The following is an 18,737-nucleotide window of genomic DNA, read 5'->3' as shown; positions in this document are numbered from 1 at the left end:
GTTATATCGGATGGCGGCCTCAGGCGGCGACGGGTTCCGGCCGCGAGCCGTCCCGCGCCGGAGCCTCCGCGGGCTCGGCCGGGGCGGGAACGGAGACGTCCGCGGCCGTGCGCAGCGGCGCGTACCGGGCGCCCGCCGCGATCAGCAGCGCCAGCACGACGACCACGCCGACGCCGACCCGCAGGGACGTGGCCTCCGACAGGAAGCCGACCACGACCGGGCCGAGCAGCAGGCCGCCGTAGCCCATCGCGCCGACCTGCGCGACGGCCGCGGCGGGACGGTCCGGCGCGGCGGAGCCCGCCAGCGAGATCGTCGTCGGGACGACCGTGCAGACCACGAGCCCGGTCAGGAAGAACCCGGCGATCGCCACCGCCGGGACCGGCGCCAGCACGACGACGGTCATCCCGACGGCGGTGCCGAGGCCCGCGCCGACCAGCAGCCGGCGGGTGCCGACCCGCATCCGGACGCGGTCGCCGACGAGCCGGCCGAGCAGCATCGCCAGCTCGAACACCGGGTAGCCCGCCGCGGCGACGGCCTCGGTCGCGCCGAGCTCGTCGTGCAGCAGCAGCCCGCTCCAGTCGGCGATCGACCCCTCGGTCATGAACGCGATGAACGCGAGCACGCCGATCAGGTAGACGGCGGCGGGCATCCGGCGCGCCCTGCGTCCCGTCCCGGACGCGGCGGGCGCGGCGGGGTCGGGCAGGTAGCTGCGGCCGAGCGCGAGCCCGGCGGGCACCGACAGCAGCGCGGTGACCAGCACGGTCTCGGTGAACCCAAAGCCGGCCGCGGCCGTGGCGACGCCGAACAGGCCGCCGCTCATCGCGCCGACGCACCAGCCGGCGTGCATGCCGCTCATGATGGACCGGCGGTACGCCTGCTCGACGACGCTGCCCTGCGCGTTCATCGCGATGTCGGTGATCCCGAACGTCATGCCGAACAGCGCGACGGCGCCGAGGAGCACGCCGTAGGTGGGGGCGAGCGCCACCGCCGCGTAGGACAGTCCCGTCAGCGGCAGGGCGACCCGCAGGACGGTGCGGCTGCCGGCGCGCGCCATCACGCCGCGCAGCGCCTGCATGGCCGCGATCGCGCCGAGCCCCCAGACGAGGACGACGATGCCGATCTCGCCCTCGTTCGTCCCGAACTTGCCGGCCAGCGCGGGCATGCGCGCCACCCACACTCCGGTCAGCAGACCGGCCAGTGCGAAGGTCAGGAACGTCCCCGAACGGGCACGGAACAGCATTGTTCACCTCTTTCTCGGCTCGGCGGGGCGCACCCCGGCGGATGGCATGCGGCGTCGTGTGACGTGCGTCATGGAACGCTCCAAGCCCGGATGAGGGCGGAACGTCCGGAAGATCGGGTGGGGCGCGCGGCGCCCCGGCGTCAGCGCTCCAGCAGCTCCAGCAGCCGCTGTCTCAGCGCTCGGAGCTGTTCGGCGTCGTACAGCCCGGGGTCATGGCTGACCACCTCCCAGAGGCCCTCGGCCGCCAGCCTGACGACCGCCGCGTTGCCCGGGTCGGGACCGCCCGCCGGGTCGGGCGCGTGCCAGCGGCGCATCGCCTCGTTCAGCGGCTCGGCCTGCTCGGGGTCGGCGGCCGCGGCCGTGATGGCCGACCACCGCCGGTAGGCGCGGGCCTCACCGGTGAGGATCTCGAACGTGGCCTCGACGTAGGCGCGGGTGTAGGAGCCCGGCGTGCCGTCGTCGTGGGAGGCGATCAGGTCGTCGAACTCCTCGATGACCCGCGCCACCATGGCCCGCACGAGCGCCTCCTTGGTGGGGAAGTGGTAGAGCAGCCCTCCCTTGCTGACGCCGGCGCGGTCGGCGACCGCGCTGAGCGTCAGCGCCTGCGTCCCCTGCTCGAAGAGCACGGACTCGGCGGCGTCCAAGAGGGCTTCTCGTTTCATGACGCTCCTACTGTACCGGCTGGACGGTATACGGCCAACAGCGCCGTACCGGCCGCTATTCCGCCCTGGTCGGGAGGCGGGTTCCGGCCGTCCCCCCGGCCCCGCGAAGGGAACAGGAAGGGCGCGGATACTGTTGTCGGCGTGGTGACCTACCTCGACCATGCGGCGACCACTCCGATGCGGCCCGAGGCCGTCGAGGCGATGACGGCGGAGCTGCGCGAGCTCGGCAACCCCTCGTCGCTGCACGCGGCGGGCCGGCGGGCCCGGCGCGTCGTCGAGGAGTCCCGCGAGATCATCGCCGAGGCGTTCGGCGCCCGCCCGAGCGAGGTCGTGTTCACCTCCGGCGGCACCGAGGCCGACAACCTCGCCGTCAAGGGGATCTACTGGGCGCGCCGCGCAGCCGACCCGGCCCGCACCCGCGTGCTCGTCGGCGCCGTCGAGCACCACGCCGTCCTGGACGCGGTCCAGTGGCTCACCACCCACGAGGGCGCCCGGGTCGACGTCGTCCCGGTCGACGGGCTCGGCCGCGTCACCCCCGACGCGCTGCGCGAACTGCTCGGCTCCGGCGACGACGTGGCGCTCGCCACCGTGATGTGGGCCAACAACGAGGTCGGCACCGTCCAGCCCGTCGCCGAGCTGGCCGCCGCCGCCGGAGAGCGCGGCGTCCCGCTGCACACCGACGCCGTCCAGGCCGCTGGCCAGCTGCCCGTCGGGTTCGCGGCGAGCGGCGCGCAGGCCCTGACCATCACCGGCCACAAGCTCGGCGGCCCCATCGGCGTCGGCGCCCTGCTGCTGGCCAAGCCGAAACCGCCGGTGTTCCTCGACCCGGTGCCGCTGCTGCACGGCGGCGGCCAGGAGCGCGACGTCCGGTCCGGGACGCTCGACGCCCCCGCCATCGCGGGGTTCGCCGCCGCCGTCCAGGCCTCGCTCGCCCACCGCGACGCCGAGGCCGCCCGCCTCGCCGGGCTGCGCGACGAGCTGATCGCCGCCGTGCGGGACGCCGTCCCCGAGGCGGTGCTGAACGGCGACCCGGACGACCGCCTCCCCGGCAACGCGCACTTCTCCTTCCCCGGCTGCGAGGGCGACGCCCTCCTCATGCTGCTGGACGCGCGCGGCATCGCCTGCTCCACCGGCTCGGCGTGCTCGGCGGGCGTCTCCCAGCCCAGCCACGTCCTGGTCGCCATGGACGCGGGGGCCGAACGCGCCCGCGGCTCGCTGCGCTTCTCCCTCGGCCACACCAGCACCGAGGCCGACGTGAAGGCCCTCGCCGGCGCCATCGGCCCGGTCGTCGAGCGCGCCCGCCGCGCGGGTCTCAGCTGACGCTGGTTTGACCGTTCCTTGAACGGGGACAGCGTGGCCGTGACGACGGATGTGAGCCACGGGCTCAAGCAGGCGGCGGGACACCCCTGGTTCCACCACATGTCCCGGGTGGGGCTGGTCGCGCGCGGCCTGCTCTACCTCCTCATCGGCTGGCTGGCCCTCCAGGTCGCCTTCGGCGGCGGCGGGAAGGAGGCCGACCGCACGGGCGCGCTGGAGACCATCGCCGACAAGCCGGGCGGCCTCGTCCTCATCGGGCTGATGGCGGTCGGCTTCGCCGCGCTCGTCCTCTGGCAGGTCGCGGAGGCCCTGCTCGGCCGTCCCGTCCCGGACGGCGACAAGGCGACCAAGCGCCTGGGGTCGGCCGCACGCGCCGTCATCTACGCGGTCGCGTTCGTGGGGACCCTCGCGTTCCTCTTCGGCCACCACGGCTCGTCCAGCGACAAGCAGTCCAAGACCTACACCGCGCGGCTCATGGAGGCGCCCGGCGGCCGCTGGCTCGTCCTGGCGGTCGCGGTGGGCTTCGTCGTCGTGGGCGCGGTCATGGTCGTGAACGCTTTCCGGCACAAGTTCATGAAGGAACTGAAGTCCTGGGAGATGGGCAAGACCGCCCGCCGCGTCGTCAAGCCCCTCGCCATGGTCGGCAACACCGCCCGCGGCCTCGTCGTCGCCGCCGTCGGCGCCTTCCTCGCCTACGCGGCCATCAGCTTTCAGCCCGACAAGGCCCAGGGCCTGGACGGAACGCTCCGCGAGTTCGCCGACACCCCCGCCGGCCCCTGGGGCCTGGCCGCCATAGCCCTGGGCGTCATCACCTTCGGCCTCTACAACTTCTGCGAGGCGCGCTACCGCAAGGTGGATGCAAGCAACTAGCTCACAGGCTCGAACCCCGGCCACCGGTCACGGGCAGGCGCGTGGAGCGAGCGCAGCGAGCATGCGTCGAGCCGGGCGACCGCAGCGACACGCAGACAACCCGCACGGGCACGGAAACCCGCACCGTGGCGTGAGGATCGCCCGGCTCGCAACGGGGGTTCCAGGGGGTCGCCCCCCTGGAAGTTATGGCTGGTAGGGGGCGAGGGCTCGCCAGCCGGGGTCGTTGGTGGAGGCGACCTTGGCCTTGCCCTCCGGCCAGCCTGCGGCGAGCTGGTCGAGCTCGGAGATGACGCCGGAGTCGGGGTCGGCGTACAGGTGGAAGACGCGCAGGCCGTCGCCCGTCTCGCGGACGGCGAGGACGGCCCGGTCGCCGAGCTTGGCGAGCTTCTTCTCGAACGCGCGCAGCGCGCCCGACGACGGCTCGACGGGCAGCCGGTCGGGGTTGCTGTTGGCGTACGGGACGCTGATCGCCACGTGCAGGTCGCAGAGCGGGTAGTCCTGCCGGTGCAGCGGGAACCGGGCGCCGAGGCGGGCGGGGTGGCCGCGGGGCGTGCGGCCCTCGCCGGTCAGCCACGCGGGCTCGGCGAACGGCTCGGAGATCTGCTCCACGACCGCGGACAGCATGGACGGCGGCAGCGAGTCGATCGGCGCCTCGGTCGCGATCGTGATCTCGCCGACCCAGCGGGCCACGTCGTCCTCCCCGAGCGCCCAGTGCAGGACGTTCAGCGCGACCTGGAGCTGCTGCTCCTCGGAGACGAACAGGAAGTCGGGGTGGTAGGCGGTGATGTGCACGCGGGCGCGGTCGGCGTCGGCGCGCATGCCGAGCCGGACGTACTCCAGGTCGAACTCGTGGTCGCCGAGGATGAGGTCCTGCCCGAGCATCTCCGGGTCGGCCTGGCGGGACGGGTGGAAGCTCCAGCCGCCCGCCGCGGAGCCGGTCGGGGCGGAGCGCGCCCAGCGCTCGGTCAGGCCGCGCAGCTCGGGGTCGCCGCCGCCGGTGACGGTCAGCGAGGGGTTGCGGTCGTCGGCGCCGCCGATCTCCCACTGCAGCCCGGGATGGATCTTGTGGACGCGGCGGGACAGCTCCTCCATCGTCTCGGCGGACAGGCCCTCGCCGGGCACGGCCGGATCGGACTCCTCGGACTGCTCCGGCCCGGGGGCCAGCGAGGCCTCGATCGTCGGGCGGGCCTGCGCCCACCACTCCCAGAACTCGCTGATGGCGGGCGGTGCGGCGGCGGACGCCTCGCGCGGACGGCGGAAGATTCCCATAGCGGCCCCAATCGTACGCGGAAATGACGTCGGCGGACCGGGCCACGCCGCGTACGCTCGAAGGACTATGCCTCTCCGTGTACTCGCCGCCATGTCGGGCGGCGTCGACTCCGCCGTGGCCGCAGCCCGCGCCGCCGAGGCCGGGCACGACGTGACCGGCGTCCACATGGCCCTGTCCAGCAACCCCCAGTCGTACCGGACGGGGGCGCGCGGATGCTGCACCCTGGAGGACTCCAGGGACGCCCGCCGCGCCGCCGACGTGATCGGCATCCCGTTCTACGTCTGGGACCTCGCCGAACGCTTCCACCGGGACGTGGTGGAGGACTTCGTCAGCGAGTACGCGGCGGGCCGCACCCCGAACCCGTGCCTGCGCTGCAACGAGAAGATCAAGTTCGCCGCGCTGCTGGACCGCGCGATGGCGCTCGGGTTCGACGCCGTCTGCACCGGCCACTACGCGCGGCTCGACGGCGGCGTCCTGCGCCGCGGTGTCGACGCGGGCAAGGACCAGTCGTACGTGCTGGCCGTCTGCACGCCCGAGCAGCTCGCGCACGCCCTGTTCCCGCTCGGCGACACCTCCAAGGCCGACATCCGGCGGGAGGCGGAGCGGCGCGGCATCCAGGTCGCCGACAAGCCCGACAGCCACGACATCTGCTTCATCGCCGACGGCGACACCCGCGGCTTCCTCGCCGAGCGGCTGGGGGCGGCGCCCGGCCCGATCATCGACGCCGACGGCAACGAGGTCGGCGAGCACGACGGCGCGTACGCCTACACGATCGGCCAGCGCAAGGGCCTGCGGATCGGCACCCCGGCGCCGGACGGCCGGCCCCGCTACGTCCTGGACATCTCCCCGGTCACCAACACCGTGACCGTGGGGCCGCGCGAGTCGCTGGACGTCCACGAGATCACCGGTGAGCGCCCGGTGTGGCTGAGCGAGGCCCCGCAGGGCCCCTTCGGCTGCCAGGTCCAGCTCCGCGCGCACGGCGAGGTCTACGACTGCACGGCCGAGCAGACCGGGGACGATCTCCGCATCCGGCTGGCCACCCCCGCGCGGGGAGTGGCGACCGGCCAGGCCGCCGTCCTCTACGACGGCGACCGCGTCCTCGCCTCCGCCACGATCGCCGAGACCGCGCGCGTCACCGCCTGACCAGGGCGCCGGAAGGAGAGCGTGATGCGCTTCGGAGTCTCGACGTTCGTGACCGATGAGGGAATTGGTCCCACCGCGCTCGGGCGGGCGCTGGAGGAACGCGGGTTCGGTTCCCTGTTCGTCACCGAGCACACGCACATCCCGGTGAGCCGGGAGACGGCCTATCCGGGCGGCGGCGACCTGCCGCGCGTCTACTACCGGACGCTCGACCCGTTCGTCGTCCTGTCGGCGGCCGCCGCCGTCACCGCGCGGCTCCGGCTCGGGACGGGCGTCGCGCTGGTCGTCCAGCGCGACCCGATCACCCTGGCGAAGGAGGTCGCCTCCCTCGACCTGGTCTCCGGCGGCCGCGCCGCGCTCGGCGTCGGCGCCGGCTGGAACCGGGAGGAGATGCGCGACCACGGCACCGACCCGGCGACCCGGATGCGGCTGATGCGCGAACGGGTCCTCGCGGTCAAGGAGCTGTGGACGCAGGAACACGCCGAGTTCCACGGCGAGTTCGTCGACTTCGACCCGGTGTTCTCCTACCCCAAGCCCGTCCAGGACCCGCATCCGCCCGTACTGGTCGGCGGCTCGGGGCCGACGGCTCTCGACCGGGTCGCCGAGTACGGCGACGGATGGATGCCGCTCTACGGAACCGGCGACCTCGCCACCCGCATCGCGGACCTGCGCGGACGAACGAACCGCCGGGTGCCGGTCACCGTCTTCGCCGTCCCGGGCAGACCGGAGGCCCTCGCCGAACTGGAGGCCGCGGGCGCCGACGAGGTCCTGTTCCACCTGCGCACCGAGCCGGAGAACGACACACTCCGCAACCTCGACCGGCTCGCCGCGCTGCTGTGATCAGCGCATCGCGGCGCCGATAGGCTTCGAGGGTGACGAGCTTTCCGTGGCAGGCCGGGTCGGCGACCGGCGTCGGGTCCTATCCGGGGGAGGACCCCGCCGAGGCGCTGCGGATCGTCCTCGGCGAACTGCCCGACCTGCCGCACCTGCCCGAACTGCCCGCCCGCGGCCCCGGCGCCGACCTGGCGGGACGGACCGCCGGCCTGCTGGTCGAGATGCCCGTGCACCTGGAGCCGTCCGGCTGGCGCTTCTCCGACCGCCCGGGCCGCGACATGCAGCGCTCCCGCGACCACCTCGCCCGCGACCTGGACGTCCTGGAGGAACTCGCGGGCGCCCACGACGGCCCGTTCAAGATCCAGGTCTGCGGCCCCTGGACCCTGGCCGCCTCGATCGAACTGCGGCACGGCGACCGGGCACTGAAGGACCCGGGCGCCGTCCGAGACCTGACCGCCTCGCTGGCCGAGGGCGTCGCCGCCCACGTGGCCGACGTCCAGCGCCGCCTGCCGGCGGCGCAGATCGTCCTCCAGCTGGACGAGCCCAGCCTGCCCGCCGCCCTGGCCGGGACGGTCCCGACCGCCAGCGGCTTCTCCCGCCTACGGGCGATCGAGGAGCCGATCGCCGAAGAGGCCCTCCGCACCGTGATCGACGCGACGGACGCTTACCCCGTCGTCCACTGCTGCGCCCGGAACGTCCCCTACAACCTCCTGCGCGGCGCCGGCGCAAAGGCCCTCTCAATCGACCTGCGCCTAGTCCCAAGACGCGACGACGACGCGGTAGGCGAGGCGATCGACGCAGGGATAGCCCTGCTCCTAGGTGCAGTCCCCGCCACCGACGCAGCCCTCCCGCCCCTCAAGGCGACCGCCGAACCGGTGCGGGACCTATGGCGCCGCTTCGGCTTCCCACCCAAGCAACTGGCGGAACAAGTCGTGATCACCCCGACTTGCGGCATGGCAAGCGCCTCCCCTCGCCACGTCCGCGCCGCTCTGAAACGCTCCCGCGAAACCGCCCGCATGCTCCACGAAGCCGCCGAGTAACCCGGAACGCTTCGCGGCGAGCGCGCTGCGGCTGAGAACCGTGTAAGCCCCTCCTGGCAAGCGGAGGCAAGACCTTCTTCCTAGCTGGGGGGCGAGCCGCCGTTCTCTATCGCCGGCTCGTGCCTTGTCAGTTCACCCGCAGGGCGAAGCGGCCTCGGAGCCAGGCGAGGATGCGCTGGGCGAGGGGCAGTCTGATGCGGTGGATGCCGAGGATTACTAGGGGTTGGCGGCTCTGCTTGTCCCAGGCGGCCGGGAGGAAGACCGAGCCTGCGTGGACGTAGAACCTGGCTCCGGGGTGTGGGCGGTGGCCGTGGGGTGGGTGCCAGGAGAGTTGGCCTGAGCCGGTGATCTGGGTTGAGAGCCAGGTGCCCGGCTTGTCGCCGTTGGTGGAGAAGAGGGCCGCCTGCTCCAGTGCCTCCGGGGTGAACTGGCAGGCTCTGGCCAGATCGTCCGGTGTCTTGTCGAACAGCCTCATCGACTGGTGCAGGACCGTCAGCGCGGTGAACGGCGTGGCGCTGCCGGGGGTGTGACGCATCGGGATGCAGATCTCTCCGCCCTCGGCGATGACGAAGAAGTCGTTGGGTGTGCGCGAGCGGTACCAGGCGGGGCGTTCGCGCGAAGCGTGGGCGTCGCGGGACAACTGCCGCCGTAGTTCGGCCTTGGCCTGGTTCTTCTCCCAGTCGCTCAGCCGGCGCTCTGGGAAGCCCGCCGTGCGTTGGGCGTAGCGGTCCAGGGCGTGCTCGCTGAAGCCGATCCGGGCGGTCAGCTCGTTGCTCGCCAGCGCGAACGGGTCGATCTTCTCGCCGCCCAGGCCGCGGGCCCGCAGCCAGGCCGGGAAGAACTCGCAGCCGGTGGCCAGCCACTCGCCCTTCTCGGTGCGGGTCAGCTGCATGATCAGTGTTTCCTCGATGAGGACGAAGTGGCCGGAGCGGCTGCGCTTCCCGCTGAACGGGTGCGGCAACCGGTCGACGACGCGGCCCTTGCGCTTCTCCTTGTCGAGCCAGGTCCTGGCCTGGTCGCGGTTGTAGCCGAGGACCGCCGCCGCGCGGTCGGCCGCGGAATGAGTGATGATGACATGTCGTGCGTCGAGCACGTGTCTCCCTTTCTGGCATCCCCCCGGCCCGGGGGAAGAGTGTGCCGCCTGGTGATTCGCCTCGTCGGCATTTCGGCCGAAGAGATGCTTACACGCGCAGTTCCACCAGTGTCGGGGGGACGCGGACGCCGTTGGGGCGGGCGAGGGAGCCAGGGCGTGCCCCGCGGGGGCGCTGTTGATGATCTCGCTACCGGGGGTCCCGGTTCGTCCCGTAGAGGTGACCGACTGTCGATCGGACCGTCACGTCGCCGCCGGGCGGCGGGCCGCGGCCGTTGCGGCCAACAAGATGACAGATGTGGACAAAAGTAGCGAGCATGGATCGAAGTCCGACACGCTCGGCCGACCGCCCCTCGTGCGGCCGATTGTCGGACCCGTTGGCGAGAATGGGGGCATGACCATGAGCGACGGCGTTCCGGCCGAGGCGCGGCAGCGCCACAAGGAGCTGAGCGAGCGGCTCGACGAGGCCAACTACCGGTACTACGTCCTCGACCAGCCGACGCTCTCCGACGCCGAGTACGACCGGATGATGCGCGACATCCGCGCGCTGGAGGAGCGGCATCCGGAACTGGTCACGCCCGACTCGCCGACGCAGCGGGTCGGCGCGCCGATCGTCACCGACTTCGCGACCGTCCAGCACCTGGAGCGGATGCAGAGCCTGGACAACGCGATGAGCGCCGACGAGCTGCTCGCCTGGGACGAGCGGGTCGTCAAGGAGGTCGGCGAGGTCGCCGGCTACCTGTGCGAGCTGAAGATCGACGGGCTGGCGATCGCGCTGACCTACGAGAAGGGGCGGCTCACGCGCGGGGTCACCCGCGGCGACGGGCGCACCGGCGAGGACGTCACCAACAACGTCCGCACCATCGCCGACATCCCCTCCCGGCTGGCCGGCGACGGCTGGCCGGACGTGCTGGAGGTCCGCGGCGAGGTCTTCCTGCCGGTCGAGGGGTTCGAGCAGGTCAACGCGGTCCAGATCGAGGCGGGCAAGGAGCCCTTCGCCAACCCGCGCAACGCGGCGGCGGGCTCGCTGCGGCAGAAGGACCCGCGGGTCACCGCACACCGGCCGCTCGGCATGCTCGTCCACGGGTTCGGCGCGTGGCGGGGCGGGACGCAGCCCGACAGCCAGTCCGGCGCGTACGAGCTGATGCGCGGGTGGGGCCTGCCGGTCAGCGACCGCTACAAGGTCGTCGGCGGGCTCGGCGCCGTCCGCGAGTACATCGAGGAGTACGGCGAGGACCGGCACGGCACCGCCTACGAGATCGACGGGGTCGTGGTCAAGGTCGACCAGTTCGCGCTGCAGCGGCGGCTCGGGTCGACGAGCCGGGCGCCGCGCTGGGCGATCGCGTGGAAGTACCCGCCCGAGGAGGTCAACACCAAGCTCCTCGACATCAAGGTCGGGGTGGGGCGGACGGGGCGCGTCACGCCCTACGGGGTGATGGAGCCGATCAAGGTCGCCGGGTCCACGGTCGAGCGGGCGACGCTGCACAACGCGAGCGAGGTCAGGCGCAAGGGCGTGCTGATCGGCGACACGGTCGTGCTGCGCAAGGCGGGCGACGTCATCCCCGAGATCGTCGCGCCGGTGACCGGGCTGCGCGACGGGTCGGAGCGCGAGTTCGTCATGCCGGGCACGTGCCCCGAGTGCGGGACGGAGCTGGCGTACGAGAAGGAGGGCGACGTCGACATCCGCTGCCCGAACGCCAGGAGCTGCCCCGGCCAGCTGCGCGAGCGGCTGTTCTACCTGGCGAGCCGCAAGGTGCTCGACATCGAGGCGCTCGGCTACGTCGCGGCGACGGCGCTCACCCAGCCGCTGGAGCCGAGCGACCCGCCGGTGAAGAACGAGGGCGACCTGTTCCACATCACCGTCGACCAGCTGCTCCCGATCAGGAGCCTCGTCCTCGACCAGCGGACCGGGACGACCAAGACCGACCCGAAGACCGGCGAGCCGAAGGTCGTGTCGTTCTTCGCCAACAAGGAGGGCGAGCCGAAGAAGACGGTCGAGATCCTCTTCGAGGAGCTGGAGAAGGCCAAGCGGCAGCCGCTGTGGCGGGTGCTGGTGGCGCTGTCGATCCGGCACGTGGGGCCGTCCGCCGCCCAGGACCTCGCGCGCGAGATGCGCTCGCTGGACGCGATCGCCGAGGCGTCGGAGGAGGAGCTCGCCGCGGTCGACGGCGTCGGCCCGACCATCGCCGCGTCGATCAAGAAGTGGTTCGAGGAGCCCTGGCACCGCGAGATCGTCGACAAGTGGCGGGCCGCCGGTGTCCGGATGGAGGACGAGGGCGCCGCGGGCCCGCGCCCGCTGGAGGGCGTCACGGTGGTGATCACCGGGTCGCTGGAGGGGTTCAGCCGCGACTCGGCGACCGAGGCGGTGCAGCGGCTCGGCGGCAAGGTGTCCGGCTCGGTGTCGAAGAAGACGGGCTTCGTGGTCGTCGGCGACAGCCCAGGGTCGAAATACGACAAAGCGGTCAAGTTGGGCGTGCCGGTCCTCGCCGAGGAGGGGTTCCGGGTCCTACTGTCCGATGGGCCAGATGCGGCCAAAAACGTAACTATGCGCGCCGAGGCCTAACACGGTGTGGTTGCGGGGGTTTCGACCAGGGTTGCGTTACTCAGGGGTACACTTCCACTACCCACCGCCGAGGGACGGGCGTGGAAAGGAAATAACGGAACGTACGCAACCGGTTTCGCGAAGTTGAGCGAAGGCCGTACCCTCCCTCACATCACGACCCACACCTGAAATCTCCGGACGTAACACCCGGGGGGCGTCCCCCGAGGTCGGGGACGCCCGGTGCCGGGGGACGGCCCCCCGCAGCCCCCCGAGGATGTGATGAAGGACCCGAACAACACGCGGAACACGGCGCCACGCCGTGGCTCCCCGTTGTGGATCTACTTCGTCGTCGTCATCCTGCTCGGCGTCGCCGCCGGGGTCGCCGCGTTCTCCGGGCTGACCCGCGCCGACCTGGACGCCCTCGCCGGCACCCCGGTGTTCTGGATCCTCGCCTGCTTCATCATCTTCGGCGAGCTGAGGCCGATCATCACGCCCGGGAGCACCGAGAACAACGGCGCCACCACCTCGACCACGTTCTCGTTCGCCGCGCTGCTGTACGCGGGGCTGCCCATCGCCGCCGCCCTCCAGGCCGCCGCCGTGATCACCTGCGGGATCTTCCGCGGCCGCTCCCCGCACCGCATCGCCTTCAACGTCGCCCAGTACACCCTCAGCCTGGCCGCCGCCCAGCTCGTCCTCGCGCTCTCCGGCGACCTCGCGACCCCCTCGCGGCTGTGGGTGCCGCACGGCTCCGACCTGCCCGCGATCGCGCTCGCCGGCGCCGTCTACTTCGCCTGCAACGACACCCTCGTCGGCGCCGCCGTCGCGCTGCACGCCCGCGTCTCGCTCGTCAAGGCGCTCCGCTGGGACCTCGCCTACCAGGTCCTCGTGCACCTGGCGCTGCTCGGCCTCGCCCCGCTGATGGTGATCGCGATGGACCGGTCCGCCGTCTTCGTGCCGCTGATCGTCCTGCCGTTCATCGCCGTCTACCTCAACGCCTCCGTCTCGGTCCGGCGCGAGCACCAGGCGCTGCACGACGGGCTGACCGGCCTGCCCAACCGCAAGCTGCTGATCGTCCGCACCGAGGAGGCCCTCGCCGAGGCGCGCGGCGCGGACCGGCGGCTCCCGCGCGCCGCCGGCCTCGGGGCCCGGCGGCGCAAGGCGGCCGACCCGCCGGACCAGCGCGCCGGGCTGTTCCTGCTCGACCTCGACCGGTTCAAGGAGGTCAACGACACCCTCGGGCACCCCACCGGCGACCGGCTGCTGCAACTCGTCGCGCACCGGCTCACCCACAGCGTCCGCCCCGGCGACCTCGTCGCGCGGCTCGGCGGCGACGAGTTCGCGGTGCTGCTGCCCACCGTCCGGGACGAGGCCGCCGCCCGCGAGGTCGCCGCCCGGCTGCGCGCCGCGCTGTCCGAACCCGTCCGGCTGGACGGCATGTCGTTCGACCTTGAGGCCAGCGTCGGCATCGCGCTGTTCCCCGACCACGCGCCCGACTTCGAGCTGCTGCTGCAACGCGCCGACGTCGCCATGTACAACGCCAAGGAGGCCCGGACCGGCGTCGAGACGTACTCGCCCGGCAAGGACCGCAACTCCCCGGCCCGGCTCAGCATGCTCGGCGACCTGCGCCGCGCCCTCGACCGCTCCGAGCTGGAGCTGTTCTACCAGCCGAAGATCTCGCTGCGGGACGGCCACCTCGTCGGCATGGAGGCCCTGCTGCGCTGGCGCCACCCCGACCAGGGCCTCCTGGAACCCGAGGCGTTCCTGTCGGTCGCCGAGCAGACCTACCTGATGCGCTCGATCACCCACTACGTGGTGCAGGCCGCGCTCGCCCAGACCGCCGCGTGGTGGCGGGCCGACATGCCCGTCCAGGTGGCGGTGAACGCCTCGGGACGCGACCTGCTCGACACCGGCCTCACCGAGGTCATCGAGGAGGGCCTGCTCGCCCGCGGCCTGCCCGCCGCCGCGCTCCAGCTGGAGATCACCGAGCGCATCCTGATGAACGAGCCCGCCTACGCCTCCGACACCGTCAGCGCCCTCGCCGAGCTCGGCATCCCGCTCAGCCTGGACGACTTCGGCACCGGCTACTCCTCCCTCGTCCGGCTCAAGCGCCTGCCCGTCGAGGAGATCAAGATCGACTCCTCGTTCGTGCGGCGGCTGGCCGACTCGCCCGACGACGCCGTCATCGTCCGCTCGATCGTCGACCTCGTCCGCACCCTCGGCCTGCGCTCGGTCGCCGAGGGCGTCGAGGACCCCGCGACCGCCGAGAGGCTCCGCGAGATGGGCTGCGACGCCGCCCAGGGCTGGCACTTCTGCCGCCCCATGGACGCCGCGACCGCGACCGACTGGCTCTACTCCTTCGCCGTTCCCTCGGTCAAGGCCCCCGGAGGCGCCTGACCTGCCCGGCGGGCCGCCGCCACAAAGGTGCCGACCGCATGGCTGTGGGATCGCCCGCGTGGCCGTCCCGGTGTCCGTGAAGCCGGCCGGACCCTAGGATCACCTCCGCCGATGCGCTCGCTGCCGGGGACTCCCTGCGCGGTGCTCTGCCTCACGCCGAAGGACCGGGCTGCGGCGGAGCGCCGCCTTCTGGCAGGCGCCCCGTAACAGGGCGCGGGCTCACGTGCCCGCGCACGGCAGGACGCCTTCCGCGCCGAGCTCAAGTCGTCCGTCGGCGGACACGCCGGCGGGGCGCCGCCCGGGGAAGGCGGCGCCCTATGCCCGCTGCCGGGCGGGTACGTGCGGCGGTGCCGCGGTCAGTAGCGGCGGCGGGCCTCGTACTCGTCCGGGTAGTACTCCTCGCGGACCGCTGCCGGCGGGGGCCGGCGGTCGACGGCGCGCCGGGCGGACATGATCCGCACGATGCCGACGACCAGGCCGATCACGCCGCCGATCATCAGGATGACGCCGACCAGCCGGATGTCGATCCCGCTGATGTCGTAGTTGACTGCGTATGCCAGGATCGCGCCGATAATGATCAGGGCGATGCTGCCGCCGATGGTCACGGCGGTCTCCTCTCCTCGTCCCGGGGGTGGACGCAAGAAGCGTTCCCTCCGTGCGGGGATCAAACGGACGGTCTCGCCGACCCGCCCCGGGCGCGCCCCCGTAAACGGGTCGGGAGGCGGCGGTGCTGGCCCATAGGATGGCCGTGAACCCACTTCATCGCAGGAACGGTTTCTCGAATGTCCGCCATCTCCCGTGACGAGGTCTCGCACCTCGCCCGGCTGTCCCGGCTGGCGCTCGGCGACGATGAGCTCGACCATCTCGCCGCCCAGCTCGACCAGATCATCTCCGCGGTCGCGCGGGTGCAGGAGGTCGCGGCGGAGGACATCCCGCCCACCTCCCACGCGCTGCCGCTGACCAACGTCTACCGGACGGACGAGGTGCGGCAGTGCCTCCGGCCCGAGCAGGCACTCGCCGGCGCCCCGGCCGCCGAGGAGCAGCGCTTCCGCGTGCCGCGGATCCTCGATGAGGAGGCCTGAGCGGTGACCGGAACGGAGCGCAGCGGAGTGGAGGGCACCGTTCAGGCGGCACGCCCGGGGGGTCTGGGGGGTCGCCCCCCAGAAGTCGCACGTGCGGTGACCGGAACGGAGCGCAGCGGAGTGGAGGGCACCGTTCAGGCGGTACTGCCGGGGGGCCTGGGGGCCGTCCCCCCCCAGAAAGGACACGTGCGGTGAGTGAGCTGGTGAGGAAGAGTGCGGCGGAGCTCGGGGAGCTGATCGCCTCGGGTGAGGCGTCGGCCGTCGAGGTGGCCGAGGCGCACCTGGACCGCATCGCGGCGGTGGACGGCAGCGTCAACGCGTTCCTGCACGTCGACCGCGAGACGACGCTGGCGCAGGCCCGCGGGGTGGACGAGCGGCGCGCGGCGGGGGAGGAGCTCGGCCCGCTGGCCGGCGTCCCCATCGCGCACAAGGACGTGTTCACCACCGCGGACATGCCCACGACCGCCGGATCCAAGATCCTTGAGGGCTGGCGGCCGCCGTACGACGCGACCGTGACGGCGCGGCTGCGGCAGGCCGGGCTGGTGATCCTCGGCAAGACGAACATGGACGAGTTCGCGATGGGCTCGTCCACGGAGAACAGCGCCTACGTCACCTCCCGCAACCCGTGGGACCTGGAGCGGGTCCCGGGCGGGTCGTCGGGCGGGTCGTCGGCGGCGGTCGCCGCGTACGAGGCGCCGCTGTCCACCGGCACCGACACCGGCGGCTCCATCCGGCAGCCCGCCGCCGTCACCGGCATCGTCGGCATGAAGCCCACGTACGGCGGCTCGTCGCGCTATGGCGTCATCGCGTTCGCGTCCTCGCTCGACACGCCGGGCCCGTTCGCCCGCAACGTGCTGGACGCGGCGCTGCTGCACGAGGCGTTCAGCGGCCATGACGTGATGGACTCCACCTCGGTGGACCAGGCCGTCCCGCCGGTCGTGGAGGCCGCGCGCCGCGCCGACGTCAACGGGCTGCGCGTCGGGGTCGTGAAGGAGTTCGCGGGCGAGGGCTACGAGGCGGGCGTCTCCGCGCGCTTCAACGAGGCGGTCGAGCTGCTGGAGGCCCTCGGCGCGAAGGTCGTCGAGGTGTCCTGCCCGAACTTCTCCTACGCGCTGCCCGCCTACTACCTGATCGCGCCGTCGGAGTGCTCGTCCAACCTGGCGCGCTTCGACGCGATGCGGTACGGCCTGCGCGTCGGCGACGACGGCAGCCGCAGCGCCGAGGAGGTCATGGCGCTGACCCGCGCCGAGGGCTTCGGGCCCGAGGTCAAGCGGCGCATCATGCTCGGCACCTACGCGCTGTCGTCGGGCTACTACGACGCCTACTACGGCAAGGCGCAGCAGGTCCGCACCCTGATCAAGCGCGACTTCGAGGCCGCGTTCGAGCAGGTGGACGTGCTGGTCTCGCCGACCACGCCGACCACCGCGTTCCCGATCGGCGAGCGCGCCGACGACCCGGTCGCCATGTACCTGGCCGACCTGTGCACGATCCCGGCCAACCTCACCGGCAACGCCGCGATCTCGGTGCCCTGCGGCCTGTCGGACGGCCTGCCCGTCGGCCTGCAGATCATGGCCCCCGTCCTCGGCGACGACCGCGTCTACCGCGTCGGCGCCGCCGTCGAGCGGGCCCTCGAAGACCGCTGGGGCGGGCCGCTGCTGGCCAAGGCCCCGGAACTGGTGGAGGCGAAGTGAGCACTCCGGTCCTGATGGACTACGACGAGGCGCTGGCGAAGTTCGAGCCGGTGCTCGGCATCGAGACGCACATCGAGCTCGGTACCGCGTCCAAGATGTTCTGCGGGTGCCCGACGGCGTTCGGCGCGGAGCCGAACACGCAGGTGTGCCCGGTGTGCCTGGGGCTGCCGGGATCGCTGCCGGTCACCAACCACGCCGCGATCGAGGGCATCATCAAGATCGGCCTCGCGCTGAACTGCGACATCGTGGAGTGGTGCCGGTTCGCCCGGAAGAACTACTTCTACCCGGACATGCCGAAGAACTATCAGATCTCGCAGTACGACGAGCCGCTCTGCGTGGACGGCCACCTGGACGTCGAGGTCGACGGCGAGAAGTACCGGATCGGCATCGAGCGCGTCCACATGGAGGAGGACACCGGCAAGTCGCTGCACGTGGGCGGCTCGACCGGGCGCATCCACGGCGCCGAGTACTCCCTCGTCGACTACAACCGGGCGGGCATCCCGCTGGTGGAGATCGTCACCAAGCCGATTCCGGCGACCGGTGACCGGGCGCCGCTGGTGGCGCGGGCGTACGCGACGGAGCTGCGCGAGCTGGTCCGCTCCCTGGGCGTGTCGGACGTGCGCATGGAGCAGGGCTCGATGCGCTGCGACGTGAACGTCTCGCTGATGCCGCGCGGCGCCGAGAAGTGGGGCACGCGCACCGAGACCAAGAACGTCAACTCGCTGCGGTCGGTCGAGCGGTCCGTCCGCTCGGAGATCGAGCGCCAGGCGGGCGTGCTGGACGCCGGCGGCACCGTCGTCCAGGAGACCCGGCACTTCCACGAGGACACCGGCCGCACCACGAGCGGGCGCAGCAAGGAGGAGGCGCAGGACTACCGCTACTTCCCCGAGCCCGACCTGGTGCCGATGGCGCCGTCGCGGGAGTGGGTGGAGGAGGTGCGGGCGTCCCTGCCGGAGCTTCCGGCCGCGCGCCGCCGCCGCATCCAGCAGGAGTGGAACCTGTCGGACCTGGAGCTGCGGGACGTCGTGAACGCCGGCGCCGTCGACCTCATCGAGGCGACGGTCGCGCAGGGCACCGACGCCGCCGCGGCCCGCAAGTGGTGGATGAACGAGCTGTCGCGGCGCGCCACCGAGCAGGGCGTCGAGCTGGCCGAGCTGCCGATCACGCCCGAGCAGGTCGCCCGCGTCCAGGCGATGATCACCGCGGGGGAGCTGAACGACAAGCTGGCCCGCAAGGTGTTCGAGGGCGTCCTCGCGGGCGAGGGCGGCCCGGACGAGGTCGTCGCCGCGCGGGGCCTGAAGGTCGTCAGCGACGAGGGCGAGCTGTCCTCGGTCATCGACCAGGTGATCGCCGGCAACGCGGACGTGGCCGACAAGATCCGCGCCGGGAAGGTCGCCGCCGCCGGCGCCCTCGTCGGCGCCGTGATGAAGGCCACCCGCGGCCAGGCCGACGCGGGCCGCGCCCGCGAACTGATCCTGGAGAAGCTCGGCGCCTCCTGACCCGCGCCGGTGCCCGGCCCCCGGGGCGTCCTATTCAAGGTAGGACGTCCCGTCAGGTCGGTTCCT

The 18,737-nt window shown here is 72.6% G+C and carries 15 protein-coding genes; 10 read left to right on the top strand and 5 right to left on the bottom strand.

Annotated elements, in window-relative coordinates:
- Positions 1-19: 19 nt before the first annotated feature.
- Positions 20-1,240: an MFS transporter gene (locus AB0C84_RS28785; protein ID WP_361072499.1), complete on the bottom strand. Its 1,221-nt coding sequence runs from the start codon at positions 1,238-1,240 to the stop codon at positions 20-22.
- A 140-nt stretch (positions 1,241-1,380) separates the two neighbouring features.
- Entirely contained in the window at positions 1,381-1,902 is a 522-nt protein-coding gene (locus AB0C84_RS28780; protein WP_338741153.1) for a TetR/AcrR family transcriptional regulator, read from the bottom strand.
- Positions 1,903-2,046: 144 nt separating this feature from the next.
- On the opposite strand from AB0C84_RS28780, the gene AB0C84_RS28775 reads away from it, so the two are divergent.
- Both AB0C84_RS28775 and AB0C84_RS28770 read left to right on the top strand, forming a co-directional pair.
- Positions 2,047-3,222, top strand: a complete 1,176-nt coding sequence (locus AB0C84_RS28775) for a cysteine desulfurase family protein (RefSeq protein WP_361072533.1) — start codon at positions 2,047-2,049, stop codon at positions 3,220-3,222.
- A 39-nt stretch (positions 3,223-3,261) separates the two neighbouring features.
- On the top strand, positions 3,262-4,089 hold the full coding sequence (locus AB0C84_RS28770) for a DUF1206 domain-containing protein (protein ID WP_361072496.1): 828 nt from the start codon (positions 3,262-3,264) through the stop codon (positions 4,087-4,089).
- A 183-nt stretch (positions 4,090-4,272) separates the two neighbouring features.
- Here AB0C84_RS28770 and AB0C84_RS28765 read toward each other — a convergent pair whose 3' ends face one another.
- Entirely contained in the window at positions 4,273-5,358 is a 1,086-nt protein-coding gene (locus AB0C84_RS28765; RefSeq protein ID WP_361072493.1) for a DUF695 domain-containing protein, read from the bottom strand.
- A 67-nt stretch (positions 5,359-5,425) separates the two neighbouring features.
- Between AB0C84_RS28765 and mnmA the strand changes: the two genes are divergently transcribed.
- The 3 genes from mnmA to AB0C84_RS28750 are packed head-to-tail and all read left to right on the top strand — an operon-like array spanning position 5,426 to position 8,373.
- Positions 5,426-6,502, top strand: coding sequence for a tRNA 2-thiouridine(34) synthase MnmA (mnmA, locus tag AB0C84_RS28760; protein WP_361072490.1), 1,077 nt, complete (start codon positions 5,426-5,428; stop codon positions 6,500-6,502).
- A gap of 24 nt (positions 6,503-6,526) precedes the next feature.
- Positions 6,527-7,339, top strand: coding sequence for an LLM class F420-dependent oxidoreductase (locus AB0C84_RS28755; RefSeq protein WP_361072487.1), 813 nt, complete (start codon positions 6,527-6,529; stop codon positions 7,337-7,339).
- A gap of 32 nt (positions 7,340-7,371) precedes the next feature.
- On the top strand, positions 7,372-8,373 hold the full coding sequence (locus AB0C84_RS28750; RefSeq protein WP_361072484.1) for a methionine synthase: 1,002 nt from the start codon (positions 7,372-7,374) through the stop codon (positions 8,371-8,373).
- A gap of 127 nt (positions 8,374-8,500) precedes the next feature.
- Here AB0C84_RS28750 and AB0C84_RS28745 read toward each other — a convergent pair whose 3' ends face one another.
- A complete protein-coding gene (locus tag AB0C84_RS28745) occupies positions 8,501-9,466 on the bottom strand; it encodes a hypothetical protein (protein WP_361072481.1) in 966 nt (321 codons plus the stop codon).
- A gap of 391 nt (positions 9,467-9,857) precedes the next feature.
- Between AB0C84_RS28745 and ligA the strand changes: the two genes are divergently transcribed.
- On the top strand, positions 9,858-12,026 hold the full coding sequence (gene ligA / locus AB0C84_RS28740; RefSeq protein WP_258944802.1) for an NAD-dependent DNA ligase LigA: 2,169 nt from the start codon (positions 9,858-9,860) through the stop codon (positions 12,024-12,026).
- 258 nt (positions 12,027-12,284) lie between these two features.
- A complete protein-coding gene (locus AB0C84_RS28735; protein ID WP_344434288.1) occupies positions 12,285-14,399 on the top strand; it encodes a bifunctional diguanylate cyclase/phosphodiesterase in 2,115 nt (704 codons plus the stop codon).
- 356 nt (positions 14,400-14,755) lie between these two features.
- On the opposite strand, the gene AB0C84_RS28730 is transcribed toward AB0C84_RS28735, so the two are convergent.
- A complete protein-coding gene (locus AB0C84_RS28730; protein ID WP_179843423.1) occupies positions 14,756-15,004 on the bottom strand; it encodes a DUF6458 family protein in 249 nt (82 codons plus the stop codon).
- A 177-nt stretch (positions 15,005-15,181) separates the two neighbouring features.
- On the opposite strand from AB0C84_RS28730, the gene gatC reads away from it, so the two are divergent.
- The 3 genes from gatC (at position 15,182) to gatB (ending at position 18,671) form a co-directional block, all read left to right on the top strand.
- Positions 15,182-15,481, top strand: coding sequence for an Asp-tRNA(Asn)/Glu-tRNA(Gln) amidotransferase subunit GatC (gatC, locus tag AB0C84_RS28725; RefSeq protein ID WP_179843422.1), 300 nt, complete (start codon positions 15,182-15,184; stop codon positions 15,479-15,481).
- 191 nt (positions 15,482-15,672) lie between these two features.
- On the top strand, positions 15,673-17,172 hold the full coding sequence (gene gatA / locus AB0C84_RS28720) for an Asp-tRNA(Asn)/Glu-tRNA(Gln) amidotransferase subunit GatA (protein ID WP_179843421.1): 1,500 nt from the start codon (positions 15,673-15,675) through the stop codon (positions 17,170-17,172).
- 14 nt (positions 17,173-17,186) lie between these two features.
- Entirely contained in the window at positions 17,187-18,671 is a 1,485-nt protein-coding gene (gene gatB / locus AB0C84_RS28715) for an Asp-tRNA(Asn)/Glu-tRNA(Gln) amidotransferase subunit GatB (protein ID WP_258944825.1), read from the top strand.
- Positions 18,672-18,737: the final 66 nt, after the last annotated feature.

The sequence above is a fragment of the Actinomadura sp. NPDC048955 genome, assembly GCF_040649435.1.
GTDB lineage: Bacteria > Actinomycetota > Actinomycetes > Streptosporangiales > Streptosporangiaceae > Spirillospora > Spirillospora luteofluorescens.
The sequence above is the reverse complement of the archived record's forward strand: the minus strand, read 5'-3'. Positions and strand labels throughout refer to the sequence as shown.

Coding starts and splice junctions, on each gene's coding strand:
- AB0C84_RS28785 (WP_361072499.1), bottom strand. CDS start 1,240: ATGCTGTTCCGTGCCCGTTCGGGGACGTTCCTGACCTTCGCACTGGCC.
- AB0C84_RS28780 (WP_338741153.1), bottom strand. CDS start 1,902: ATGAAACGAGAAGCCCTCTTGGACGCCGCCGAGTCCGTGCTCTTCGAG.
- AB0C84_RS28765 (WP_361072493.1), bottom strand. CDS start 5,358: ATGGGAATCTTCCGCCGTCCGCGCGAGGCGTCCGCCGCCGCACCGCCC.
- mnmA (WP_361072490.1), top strand. CDS start 5,426: ATGCCTCTCCGTGTACTCGCCGCCATGTCGGGCGGCGTCGACTCCGCC.
- AB0C84_RS28755 (WP_361072487.1), top strand. CDS start 6,527: ATGCGCTTCGGAGTCTCGACGTTCGTGACCGATGAGGGAATTGGTCCC.
- ligA (WP_258944802.1), top strand. CDS start 9,858: ATGACCATGAGCGACGGCGTTCCGGCCGAGGCGCGGCAGCGCCACAAG.
- AB0C84_RS28735 (WP_344434288.1), top strand. CDS start 12,285: ATGAAGGACCCGAACAACACGCGGAACACGGCGCCACGCCGTGGCTCC.
- gatC (WP_179843422.1), top strand. CDS start 15,182: ATGTCCGCCATCTCCCGTGACGAGGTCTCGCACCTCGCCCGGCTGTCC.
- gatB (WP_258944825.1), top strand. CDS start 17,187: ATGGACTACGACGAGGCGCTGGCGAAGTTCGAGCCGGTGCTCGGCATC.